Origin of the sequence: Thiomicrospira sp. (assembly GCF_036568485.1) — a bacterium.
Classification (GTDB): domain Bacteria; phylum Pseudomonadota; class Gammaproteobacteria; order Thiomicrospirales; family Thiomicrospiraceae; genus Thiomicrospira.
On sequence record NZ_DATCSL010000008.1, the window covers coordinates 1 to 12,761 of the forward strand.

11 protein-coding genes and 1 pseudogene are annotated in these 12,761 nt (G+C 43.1%); 2 read left to right on the top strand and 10 right to left on the bottom strand.

All coding sequences use genetic code 11. The annotated features are described in order from the left end of the window. Window positions 1-127 (top strand): annotated as a pseudogene (locus VIM91_RS00760) (IS3 family transposase); the annotation flags it as partial. A 157-nt stretch (window positions 128-284) separates the two neighbouring features. Here the strand turns inward: VIM91_RS00760 and VIM91_RS00765 are convergent. From VIM91_RS00765 to VIM91_RS00805, 9 genes are all read right to left on the bottom strand, one after another. Next, window positions 285-2,093, bottom strand: coding sequence for an AAA family ATPase (locus VIM91_RS00765; protein WP_331862933.1), 1,809 nt, complete (start codon window positions 2,091-2,093; stop codon window positions 285-287). A gap of 78 nt (window positions 2,094-2,171) precedes the next feature. Continuing rightward, a complete protein-coding gene (locus VIM91_RS00770) occupies window positions 2,172-2,387 on the bottom strand; it encodes a hypothetical protein (protein ID WP_331862934.1) in 216 nt (71 codons plus the stop codon). 95 nt (window positions 2,388-2,482) lie between these two features. Then, complete coding sequence (locus VIM91_RS00775; protein WP_331862935.1) at window positions 2,483-3,226, bottom strand: hypothetical protein; 744 nt, start codon at window positions 3,224-3,226, stop codon at window positions 2,483-2,485. Between the two features lie 284 nt (window positions 3,227-3,510). Continuing rightward, window positions 3,511-5,121, bottom strand: a complete 1,611-nt coding sequence (locus VIM91_RS00780) for a dipeptide ABC transporter ATP-binding protein (RefSeq protein WP_331862936.1) — start codon at window positions 5,119-5,121, stop codon at window positions 3,511-3,513. Window positions 5,122-5,217: 96 nt separating this feature from the next. Beyond that, on the bottom strand, window positions 5,218-5,511 hold the full coding sequence (locus VIM91_RS00785) for a HigA family addiction module antitoxin (RefSeq protein ID WP_296833577.1): 294 nt from the start codon (window positions 5,509-5,511) through the stop codon (window positions 5,218-5,220). A 10-nt stretch (window positions 5,512-5,521) separates the two neighbouring features. After that, window positions 5,522-5,800, bottom strand: a complete 279-nt coding sequence (locus tag VIM91_RS00790; protein WP_331862937.1) for a type II toxin-antitoxin system RelE/ParE family toxin — start codon at window positions 5,798-5,800, stop codon at window positions 5,522-5,524. Window positions 5,801-5,849: 49 nt separating this feature from the next. Next, entirely contained in the window at window positions 5,850-7,247 is a 1,398-nt protein-coding gene (locus tag VIM91_RS00795; protein WP_331862938.1) for an ABC transporter permease, read from the bottom strand. Continuing rightward, complete coding sequence (locus VIM91_RS00800; protein ID WP_331862939.1) at window positions 7,244-8,221, bottom strand: ABC transporter permease; 978 nt, start codon at window positions 8,219-8,221, stop codon at window positions 7,244-7,246. The genes VIM91_RS00795 and VIM91_RS00800 overlap by 4 nt, the downstream gene beginning before the upstream one ends. Then, entirely contained in the window at window positions 8,218-10,419 is a 2,202-nt protein-coding gene (locus tag VIM91_RS00805) for an ABC transporter substrate-binding protein (RefSeq protein ID WP_331862940.1), read from the bottom strand. The genes VIM91_RS00800 and VIM91_RS00805 overlap by 4 nt, the downstream gene beginning before the upstream one ends. A 56-nt stretch (window positions 10,420-10,475) precedes the next feature. Here VIM91_RS00805 and VIM91_RS00810 point away from each other — a divergent pair, with 56 nt between their 5' ends. Further along, on the top strand, window positions 10,476-11,255 hold the full coding sequence (locus VIM91_RS00810) for an enoyl-ACP reductase (RefSeq protein WP_331862941.1): 780 nt from the start codon (window positions 10,476-10,478) through the stop codon (window positions 11,253-11,255). A 119-nt stretch (window positions 11,256-11,374) separates the two neighbouring features. On the opposite strand, the gene VIM91_RS00815 is transcribed toward VIM91_RS00810, so the two are convergent. Beyond that, a complete protein-coding gene (locus tag VIM91_RS00815) occupies window positions 11,375-12,631 on the bottom strand; it encodes a HipA domain-containing protein (protein ID WP_331862942.1) in 1,257 nt (418 codons plus the stop codon). Window positions 12,632-12,761 lie beyond the last annotated feature (130 nt).

Below are 12,761 nucleotides of genomic sequence, written 5' to 3' on the forward strand. Positions count from 1 at the left end.
TAGGGAGATGGCTTGGTTCTGGCGGTTAGATTATAACGAAGAACGCACCCATGAAAGTCTGGGTAATCTGCCACCGGCAGCTTATCGAGTAAAACTAGAAAACTCTACTTTACCAGTGTTTCACTAATGGGGAAGTGGACATAACCTTTCCCGTAAAAAATCTATATCTGTAAGGGTAACTGATATATCCGTCATTTAGTTCTCTGCTTCATATATGCCTCACGCCTCAAACACCGGCGCAGTTTACTGCGTCTGAGTGCTTTGACTTGTTACGCGCTGCTACGTTAGACCAAGCTAAGAAAGTCAGTAAACATTTCTGTGAATTCATATTTTTCTTGGCCGTTTTCAATGTATTTTTCAACATCTCTAATTTGTTCTGTGGTCATTAATGTCCAGTAGTTTTCAAGGACATTAGATTTTCGGGTGCCTTTTTCCCTTGCAATCAGATCTTTCGCATCATCAGTATCATTAAATGAGAATGTGCTTCCTGCGGGTAACTGAAGACAATCAAGATGAATATAGTTTTCAGGTTCTCGCTTATTTGTTAAGTAGGCTTTTATCCCGTCTTGATGTAACTCGGTTTGTTTATCAACATTCTGTTGGTGTTCGATTGTCCCCAGATCAGAATCAAGTAGCACGCAGTATGGAATATTAAACTGGGCGGCTAGCTGCAAAGTTCTCCAATGCTTGATGTTTCCACACCCTCCAATGGGTACAATAGCAATTCTTTTATCTTCAAAAGTTTCAGGAATATGACCGCCATCTTTTAACTTTTCGGCAGTATGATTAACGAAAGTAATATCTCCTTTACCCTCGACTAACAGCATAGCAGTGGCATTTTTTGGAATAGGGTCAGCTAGAATTCCTAGGGTATCTGCAATTTTCTCAAAAACCTGATCTGTGCCCATCTCAACAGTTCTGTCGTGGCCATCTTTCTCAATGAACCTTAAACTTTCAAGAGGAAGCAAGCCAGCTAGAGCTGGAGTATGTGTCGTCAATAGTATTTGGCTATTTGGAGTGTTCGATAGCTCAATAAAGGCTTGAATCAACATCTCCTGATGATCAGGGTGCTGCGATGTTTCTGGCTCTTCAAAAGCAAATATTATTTTATTTCCATTTCTTTCTTCGCGCATTCTTTCAGCTTCAGCGCGAAAGAAATTGAGCAAAATAAGCCTTCTAACTCCACTACCTCTTTTGTTAACGGAGATATTGTTTTCAGACTTAATAGATAGTTTAAACTGTGAGTCGAATTTGGGTTCAGATTTAAACTCAGGAATTAGTTGATCCGCTAATTCTGGTGACATTTCATGAAGTTTTTGTAGAGTTCTGTCAGCAGTATCTATAGCTCTTCGCCTAACCTCTTGCTTTATATGCTCAATTTCGGCTGTTAAATCCGAAAGTGCTTGTTTTACTGCAATTTGCATTGGGTCGGTTACTTCTTTGTCATCGTCCTTACTTTTCCGATCAGACTGAAAAAGAGCAAAGAGAGGCAGGTAATTTACAACTGCATCAAAGACCTTCTTCGTATCTTCTTTATCTACTAATAGCTCGGTATTAGTTAATTCTAGGTCATCGAAGTTATTTCTTATAGCCTGTCGAATAGATGAATTAATAGATCCCTTATAATTTTCTTCAGGAACGTTAATTTCATTGGCTCTAGTAACTAGTTGTGGTCGCTTAAGTGTCAGAAGATCATTTGCGTTAGCTACGGATGGATGATTGCAAATTATGTAGACTTTGGGTGAAGGGTTTGCCGCGGTAGCGGCAAATACCTTTTTAATTTCAAGTTTTCCATCACTATTCAATAAATACTCATCTGCGAGTGTTGTCGGATGAGCGGCATCAATAATTAGCTCGTCTGGTAGCTCGGAAAAAATACAGGAAATTTCTATCTTGTTATTATCCGCCTCAATATTGAGATCGTCCTTTTCACACTTAACTAGTTTATTATTGAAAAATATCTCTAGCGCTTCAAAAACTGAAGATTTCCCCGCATCATTTTTACCAATAAATGCGGTTAAGTTTGATATTGGGATAGTCCTTTCAGTTTTATAACCACGAAAGTTCTTTAGTGTAATAGATTCCAGTTTCATGGATATTCCTTATCGCGCGTAACGCTAAGCTAATCGGTGCGCATTTATGCGCATCCTTACTTGAGCGACCTGTTATGTTTACTGATCTAAAAACTCTTGAAGCTTATTTTTTAGTTCTATAGCCATCTCTCTGTTTAATTGAATATTTTGTTTTGAGCCTTCTTCTCTATGTATGTCACCATTTTTATATGTACGAATTTGAAATGCTGATTCATTGAAACAGTAATCGGCAGATACTGCTGTTCTATTTTGAGGAGTTTCATTGACGTGAATTAGCTCTCGAATAAAAGCCATGACAAGATCCTTTTTTTAATTAGTAAACATAACGCCTCAATAACTGGCGCAGCTATGCTGCGTACGGCGCCGAAGGCGCGTAGTTGCTTTATTTGTTAGAAGCTTTTCTCAAAGTTACAAGTCTTTACAGAAAATTGAGAGTTTTCTGGTTTTTTAGATTGATAAATTAAAACACGTTCTCCTCCTAAAAAAAGAACGCTATCTGTTGTATTTGCCCAATTGTCAGAACAAAGGTGGTTATTATTAAAATCTGCCCACAAAGCGAATCGCTTGATGAGAAGCTCTTTATTTACTACCAAATTAGTTACAGCTCCGATAAATAAAGAAAAAAAACCTATAACTAGAAAGCTAAATACGAAAACATACGCAATTCTCTTAAATGGAATAGGAAGCATTAACAGCATTGGAAAAATACTACCCCAAATCATTGCGGCGATAATTAAAGTATTCCACAACCCGGATAAAATCGATTCCTGGTAAAGCATTCCAAACGGGGTAAATAAAAACGCTAGCAATGTATATGTAATACCAAGATTGCTTGCGTCTACAAAAAATACTTGATTTATAACTCCTGCAGCCCATTTTTGAGCGTAAATAGCATATGCAAATAAAAACCATGATATGCCGACTGCAATATGCCACTTTTTTGCATGCTTTCTTATATTTTTCCCTATCTCTGACTTCGAGAGCCAAAGCACAATATAGACGAAAGGAAGCAATCCCGTATAGAAGATTGAGAATGCTGCTACGAGGCCTGATTTTGTCATCATAAAAATAAAGATGGACAGCAACCAAAACAGTAAAACTAAAATATAATCATTTTTAAGCTTATCTAGCACTTTATCTATACTCCTGGGGCTTCTAACATTTAGTATAAGGTTTATTTTATATTGAAGAGCTTTTCAGGCTGTTATGCCTTAGTATCCGCCATAACCTTTCATCCAGACTAGTTATGCGATATTATCTAAATTTACTGTCATAATGAAAAAACTTTATTAATACTACCTCAAAAAACCATACTTACTAGATTAAATGCGTAATAATTTACGCCATTAAGGGTATACCTATTCCACCGAGAATAGCTATTGCTATTGGCTAAAGCGCTTTGTGTAATTTCTCGACTTTACAAACTATGCTGTATGTCATGAAAACTCGGTGCCGCCGCTAGTAGCGTTTGGGTGTAGTGATGTTGGGGGGTTTCTAGGATGGATTGCACTTCGCCCTGCTCTACGATTCGGCCTTCTGACATCACGGCGACGCGGTGGGCGATGCGGGGGATGATGGAGAGGTCGTGGGTGATAAACAATAGGGATAGGTTGTAGGTTTTTTGTAAGTTGTTTAACAGGTCTAAAACCTGTGCGCGCACGGTGACATCTAGCGCGCTGGTCGGTTCGTCGCAGATGATTAATTCAGGTTCTACCGCTAAGGCGCGTGCGATGCCGATACGTTGGCGTTGACCGCCGGAAAACTCATGCGGATAACGTTGTTTGTGTTCTGGCAATAAACCTACTTGAGTTAGCAGTTCGGTAATGCGTGCATCTTGATCGGCTTTTTTCTGCGAACCGACTTTGAGGCTCACCATGCCTTCGCGAATGATTTCGCCAATGGTCATACGCGGGTTTAAGGCCGAATATGGGTCTTGGAAGATCACTTGTATTTTTTGACGTAAGGGTTTGATTTTGTTTTCTTTTAGCTTGGCTAAATCGACATCTTGATAACGGATTTCGCCATCCGTGCTGTCGATTAATCGCAAAATGGCTTGGCCGATGGTGCTTTTGCCGCTGCCGGATTCGCCAACCAAAGCTAGGGTTTCGCCGCGATTAATCACTAAATCGACACCGTCCACCGCTTTTACATAACCAACGGTGCGTTGTAATAAGCCTTTTTTAATCGGGAAATGCACTTTTAAGCCTCGCAAATCCAGCAGCGAATCTTGGCTTGTCGCGGGTTTGTAATCGCGAGTTGGTAGCGCATCTGCCAATAGTTGTTGGGTGTAAGGATGGGTGGGCGCGGTAATAAAGTGTTCGCATTCGGCGGTTTCTAGGATTTTGCCTTTTTGCATAACCGCAACTCGGTCGGCCATTTGCGCGACCACGCCCATATCGTGGGTGATAAATAAAATCGACAAACCACGTTCATCACGCAGTTTTTTCAGCAAAGTGAGTACTTGGGCTTGGATGGTGACATCTAATGCGGTGGTGGGTTCGTCTGCGATTAATAAATCCGGCTCGCAAGCTAAGGCCATCGCGATCATTACACGTTGTTTTTGACCACCTGATAATTGATGCGGATACCAATCCACTCGATCTGATGCTTCTGGAATGCCAACTTCATTAAACAGCTCTATGGTGCGCAGTTTGGCGTGTTTGGATGACAAGCCCAAATGCACACGTAACACTTCGGAGACTTGATCCCCTACTCGCATTACCGGATTAAGCGAGGTCATGGGTTCTTGAAAAATCATCGCGACTGATTTGCCGCGCACTTTTTGCATTTGCGCTTCCGACAAACTTAACAGGGATTTTTGATGCAATTGAATTTCACCGGCTTCAATGTTTAACGCCTCTGGCAATAAACGCATAATCGCCAATGAGGTTAAAGACTTACCACTACCCGACTCGCCCACTAAAGCAAAAATCTCACCCGGCTGAATGCTAAAACTAATACGGTCAATCAGCGTGTTTTCGCCTACTTTAATCACTAAATTATGGACATCTAAAACCGGCTTATTCACAAGCACTTCCCCTAAAACATTAAATATCGTTTGATCTTCTCAACCAGGCCTGGTGGTTAAATTGGAGCGGCAAACCAAGCCATAAAGCCTTCTACTTCAAGCCATGGCTGTTGTGGCAGGCTGAATGCTTGGCCTTGCTTTTTGTTGAACATGCCACAAGTCATATGCCATTTGCATTTTTAACCAGGCCTCTGCTGAAGGCGTTTGAAGCCACTGTTCTAATCGCAATGCCATGTCAGCGGAAATACCTGAATGCTCATTGAGTAAACGAGACAGCTGCACGCGCGATACACCCAGCTGTTTAGCGGCCTCGGTCACACTAAGGCCTAACTCTGGCAATATATCTTCACGTAAAATGGACGCTGGATGCGGAGGGCAAAACATCTTCATTTCATTTTCCTTAATGATAGTCCTGATAATCAACAAGCTCAGCATCTTCCCCATTGAAACAAAAAGTAAGACGCCAATTCTTATCTACACAAACAGCATAATGATTCTTTAATCCGCCAGCCAATGGATGGTAATGCCAACCAGCAACATTCATTTCTTCTGGGTGCGAAGCGTTATTGAGTAATAAAAGTTGTCGTGACAACTTAGGCGCATGCACCGCTTGAATACCGGCTTTAGAGCCAGTTTCAAAGAATTTTTTTAAACCTTTATGCCGAAAGGTTTTAATCATTTAAATTGTAACCTGTAGCGATACAGTTAACAAGCCTAACATAAAAATCTTAATTATTTTTGGGGTCTAGCACACGCTGGACTCGATCAGAGAACAGGTTGGCGGCCAGTACCAGAATAAACATAAAGATAAACGCACTCAGCAGCGACCACCATACCATGGGTTCGCGCGCCATTTCTAAGCGGGCTTGGTTGATCATATTCCCCCAGCTGTGCATGGTCGGGTCAACGCCGACACCGACATAAGAAAGTACGGCTTCGGCTAATACTAACGCGCTGAAATCTAACACTACGGCGATCAATACAATATGCATGACATTTGGCAGAATATGGCGACCGATGATTTTAAATCGGCTCACACCAAATGCGCGGGCGGCGGTGACGTATTCGACTTGGCTGATTTTTAGGGTTTCGGCACGTAATAAACGACACAACCCTGTCCAGCTGGTGAGGCCTAAAATCAGCACCAATACTAGCAAGCGAATATCCGCACGTTCGGTGGCGGTTTCAAACCAGTGTGGATTGTTCATAATCATGGTTTGCATGACCAACACGGCGGCGGCGATTAATAAGATGCCGGGGATTGAGTTCAACGTGGTGTAGAGGTATTGAATGACATCATCAATCCAACCACGGAACAAACCGGCGCTGATGCCTAAAATCAGTGCCAAAGGTAACATTACCAAGGTGGTTAATACGCCGATTAATACGCCGGTTCGCACACTTTTGAAGCTTTGATAAAGCACATCACCACCCACTTTATCGGTGCCGAGCACATGGTAATAATGGCCTAAATGATAAAGCCAAGCTAACACGATTAAACCGATACTAAAGGTTAAATAGGCGGTGCGCCACGGCAAATCGGTTTTACCTTTAAGCACCAGGCCTGCTTGTTGCCGCCAGCTGATTTTCGCAACGCGCGCGCGCCAGTAAATATGCAAGCTAATGAATAATTTGCTTAATACCAAAGCGACGAATATTGCCCAGAGGGATTTAAGCAGAATGTCTTGGTTTCTATCCTCCGCCGCGGCTAGATGCGAACCAGCGTGGCTTAAATCCAGCGCCATTTGTTTGATTTGGCCGTCGTCGGTTTTAATAATGGAGCTGCTGTGTTCTTTTAACGCAAACGGCGCCGAATAGGTGCGCTCTACTTTGTCGCGAATTTCATCAAACACCCAATCCAAAACACTCAGCGTTTGGCCTTGGTATTGGACTTTTTCACCCACAGGTTGATCGGGCAAGGCTAATCTAAAATGCAACGAATCCAGCAAAGCGATGGAAACATACATTAATAACACAATCGCCGAAGTCATCGCGATTTTAGAGCGGAAAATTGCGATCCATTGCGCTTTTACCTGTGGTGAACGCGAGATTGTCCAGCCCCACAAACCAAGCGACACCACCAAGAGCCAAATCATGATGTCTGTCCATAACCATACCCACATCATGATAAACGCACCCTTGGATCAAAAATTGTGTAGGAAATATCGGTCAAAATCAGACCAATGATATAAAGCACTGCGCCAAAAAACACCATGGCTTTTACAATCGCAAAGTCTTGCGCGTTGATGGCGTCAATTGTATAGCTGCCTAAACCGGGAATGCCAAAGAAGGATTCCATAATTAAACTGCCCATAAACAGGCTAGGAATCACGACCACAACCCCGGTTAAAATAGGCAACATGCCATTGGGTAAAACGTGTTTAAACAATACCTTGATTTCCGACAAACCTTTAGCGCGCGCGGTGCGTACATAATCTCGGTTGATTTCTTCGAGGAAAATACTGCGATACCAACGTGTGCCTGCGCCTAATCCGGCAAATACACCAATCAGCACCGGTAGTATGACAAATTTGACGCCCACCCAGCCGGATTCATAGCCGGAAATCGGCACCCAGTGCAGAATTTTGCTAAATAAGACTTGGCCGGCAATGATATAAAACAGCCCAGAAATCGACATAATCATCACCGCAATCACCATCGCGGACGTATCCAAAGCGGTGCCTCGGAATAACACAATCAATAATGCCAAGGTTATGGTGGTGATTAGGCCAATCGCAAAGGTGGGTAAAGCGATCTGCAGACTTGGCCACATGCGTTCTAAAAAATCCGCGCCAATATCGCGCCCTGAATCCGAGCGACCAAAATCAAATACAAATAATTTCAGCGATTCTTCAACAAACAAGGTATCGCTAAACTTCACCAGGCCTGGTGCTTCGTTATTAAAGAATAGAGGTTTGTCGTAACCACGTTCGGCTTTCCAGGTTTCAATCATCGCGGGGGTGGTTTGTTTTGCACCCAGTTGGGCGCGCGCCATATCGTCTGGGCTGTTGACCATAAAAAACAGTACAAACGTAATTAGGTTAACGCCAATTAAAATCGGAATCGCATAAAACAATCGGCGTGCAATATAAGCCATCATGAGGCGTTGTCTCCTGTTATAACACGCTGTTGTTGGCGTTGGCGATACGCCCAGAACGCCCAAATAATCAGTAACAAAGTCGCAATGCCGGTTAACCACAGCGGCCAAACAATTGGTTGGTTCCACTGAGCTTGTTTTTGCGCACGTTGCTGGGCATCAATTGCGAGATATTTGATGGTATTGTTGGCCAGGCTATTCGGCCAAACGTTTTTATACCAGCTGTGATACAAGCTTAACGAACGCGGGTGTAAGCCCCAAATCCAAGGTGCATCTTGACGAGCGATGCTTAACATTTCTTGCAGTTTTGCCATGCGTTCTGGCGTATTTTCCATGGTGCGGATTTGTTCAAATAAGCGATCAAATTCTGGATTGGCGTAGTTGGATGAGTTAATGCCCGCCCCATTGGTGGCAACCGAGCTGTTTGGGCCGTATAACAAGAATAGGAAGTTTTCTGGATCAGGGTAGTCCGCATTCCAACCCCAGAAGAAAATCTGCGCATCGCCTTTGCGCACCTTGTCTTGGAAACGGTTGTAATCGGTCGAACGAATCATCAGTTCAATACCCAACTGCTCAAATTGTTTACGCATCCAATCCATGCGACTGCGATCATCTGGCCCGGTGGCGACAGCATCATAATTTAATTGCAATGGCCGCCCTGTCTCTTGATTACGACCTTCTGGATAACCGGCTTCGGCTAGAAGTTGACGCGCGGTTTCAAGCGATTTACGGCGGGCTTCGCCTTCGTGCCAATCATGCACATACGGATTCACCCCGGCTTCGCCATCCACATGACCAAAAATACCCGGCGGGATTGGCCCTTGTGCGGCCAAACCGCGTTCGTTCATAAAGATCGAAATAAACTCTTCATAGTTCACCGCAATACTAATGGCTTGCCGCAGTTTTTGCGCTTTTTCATCGTAGCCGCCGACCACCTCATCGAGCATATTAAACGCTAGATAAAAAATGGTTGGCTGCACACTCGATCGCATTTGAATGCCTTTGGCTTTCATTTCGCCGGTCAAATCTAAATCGCCGTTTACTGAAACCTGCACCGCCTGATCGAAACTGTCAGAGCTCAAGCCTGACGCATCGTAATAACCTTGCAAAAACTTATTCCAATAAGGCACGCTTTCTTTTTCGAGGGTGTAAACCACTTCGTCAATCATCGGCAAACGTTTGCCGGCATCTTCTAGCAAACTATATGGCATGTTTTCAGCTAAACCATCGTTTGGATAATATTGTTCTTGGTAAAGCGGGTGTTTTTGCAAACGCATGCGACGGTTTGGGTTGTTTTCTACCAAACGATAAGGCCCGGTGCCGACCGGAAAGGTATCAAAACTGATATTTAAATCCACCAGGCCTGGTTGTGCGTAAAACTGCATGACTTCCCAAGGCACGGGGGCGAAAAAGTTCATGCTAAGCCAATACATAAACTGTGGGTAGATGCCATGCAAACGAATACGTAATTCGTGATCGTTTACCACTTTTACGCCTTTAATCTCGTATGATCTTAAATCAAAAAACTCGTGATTATCGGCTTTAGAGCGTAGTTCGCTGATCTGTTCCGAAAAGGCTTTCAAACCAACGATGTGTTCGTTCATGCTGTCTAAAATGGGGGAATGGTTTTGGCGCACCGCCATGCGTTTAATCGCATAAGCGTAATCGGCGGCGACTAGTTCACGACTAGACTGATCTTTAAGATCAAAGGGTGATTTTAGGCCGCTTAAATCTTTTGCTGATAAAGTCGCATATCGTAAATCGCCCTGCTCGTCTTTAACAAACGCTGGATGCGGTTGATATTGAATGCCGGGTTTAATTTTTAAAACCACCTCGGAATAAGCAAAATCGGCATCAGTCACTAACACCGGCTCGCCTTGCTGGTTCAGATAACGTACTTCTGGCATCTGACTAAGTGTGAGCGGTTCGAGCGTATATGGACGTTTTAAATAGTGATATTGCAGCGGCGGCTCTAAAACCTGGGCGTTAATCGCCCATTCGTTTGAACTATAAGAACGCACTGGATCAAGGTGTTTGGGCGGCGCTGAAAATGCGCTAAATAAAGTGTTAGAGGCCACTTGTTGAGCAGTATAAGGCGTGTTCCATTGATCCGAGCAGGCCGTTAGTGCTAAAGCCGTCAGGCTTAATAAAACAAATCGTGCGCCTTCAAACAGCATTTTTATCTTCGATTTTAATTTCACGTTATAATGACGCCACTGTTTTATTTAGAATTGAATCAACCGTTACGGAGAAAATTATGGGATTCTTAACTGGCAAACGTGCCTTAATTGTCGGCGTCGCCAACAATAAATCCATCGCTTATGGTATTGCAAAACAAATGCATGAGCAAGGCGCAGAAATCGCCCTGACCTATCAAACTGAAAAACTTAAGAGCCGTGTTGAAGGCGTAGCTGAAGAATTAGGTTCAAAAATCGTTTTACCTTTGGATGTGGCTGACGACTCGCAAATTGAAAACGTATTTAGCGAATTAAAAAAACAATGGCCAGAAGGTTTGGATATTTTGGTTCACTCTGTTGCGTTTGCACCACGTGAAGAATTAGAAGGCCGCATGATTGATGCGTCAACTCGTGAAGGTTTCAAAACTGCTCACGACATCAGTGCTTACAGCTTAACCGCCTTAACTAAAGCCGGTTTTGAGATGTTAAAAGCGCGCAAAGGTTCAGTGATGACCTTGTCTTATTTAGGTGCAGAACGTGCGGTGCCTAACTATAACGTGATGGGTATTGCGAAAGCCTCTTTGGAAGCAACTGTACGTTATTTGGCCGCTGACCTAGGTCAAGACGGTATCCGTGTAAACGCGGTTTCAGCTGGCCCAATCCGTACTTTAGCGGCCTCTGGCATTAAAGACTTCCGTTCTATGCTAGACAAAGCGGCACAAGCGACCCCTTTACGTCGTAACGTTACAATTGAAGAAGTCGGCAACACTTGCGCCTTCTTGTGTTCTGACCTAGCGTCAGGCGTGACCGGCGAAATCACTTATGTAGATGGTGGTTACAACATTACTGCTTCAACCTAAGTTTTTCCTGCATGTCAGCTTGAGTGAAACGAAGGATCTTTTAGCCGACCAACTCGGTAGGAGATGTTTCGCTTCGCTCAACATGACAGTTAAGTATAAAGTCACACCATCCAACCCCCTTACCCTTGATTAAACAGTTTTTTGGTATCGTAAGAAATCAGATAATTTTCAAACACCCGCTTGATATAGTATTTAGCCAGTTCTTTGGCTTGTTGTACTAACTCGGGCTCGACATCAAACAAAGCCGGATCTTGCCATTTTGGGGTTGGAAGTTCGCCATTTTTGGGCATCAATCGCATTGGTAACATATCGTAAATCGGCGCAAGTCCTTTCAGTTCGAAATCCTCAAAATAGAATGAAATATTCGCCAAGTGCCTGTCGTTGTTTCCAATGAATGCGCCAAACGCATACAGCAAGTGAATGGTGTTTTTTTCGTCTTCATTAATCACGCCCTGCTGAAATAACGCATCCGCCGTTAATGCCCAGTTTTGAGTTTCGCCGATATAGTGCTCCGCCAAAGCTTTTAATGAAATCACGCCGAGCCGCCCTTTTTGACCAACTCGATCAAAACGTTTAAGTTGCAAATACAAACGCTCTGACTGCACCAGCTTGGCTTCTGATACCGCTAAGCCGGTCTGACCTAATATTTGTAAAGCCAAGAACTCACAGACTAATAAATCTTTATAACGAATGGCGAGAGGATCATGCGCATCTAACTTGGGCGAATATTTAACCAGCAAATGCTCGATGCCGTTAAAGCAAGTGAACTTTGGTTGTTTTCCGACTAGCCAACCGCCTGGGTTTATACCACTGGCGAGTTCCTTAACCATTCGGGCGTAATCGGCTTCTTTTACAATCGGTGTTTCAATATGCAACCAGGCTTCAACGGTATGGCGGCCAAACAGTAAATTACCACTCAAGTCTGTGCCGTAATGAGTTAAGAAATACAGCAAATCCTCATGTGACCAGTGCAATGAATTCATCGTGACTCGACTATCTAAACGATGAATTTGCTCTAAACCAATTTCGGCCAAAAATCCGCTGGGGATTAAATCCAGCATAAAATGCGGCAAGTTTTTGAAGGCTTGGGTTTTGTTATCTTGAGTGAATTCCAGCAAACAACGTTGGTTGGGTTGTCGATAAATAAACGCGACTTTTTCAGCTTGACCTTGTGGGCTAATTTGAAAAATTGGTTCAGCCGAATCTTCGATCCAAGCAAAACGAGAAGCTCGACCTGCACCTATTTTCTTAACGGGTAGATCAGCTAAACTTCGACTCACTGTGGGTTGACTTAAGCCGGTTTTGTTGGCGATTTGCACGCTGCTTAAGTTGTCTAACGCCAAGGCTTTCTGAATTTTAATGCGATTATCTTTCATAGCTAAAGGCTTACCTGATACTTGTAAAATGAATAGATTAGTGAATAGATTTAAATTACCATAAATTATTCAAAAATAATAACTTAAACTTTAATTTTACAATATTAATTTGTATAAATGAATAGATTAA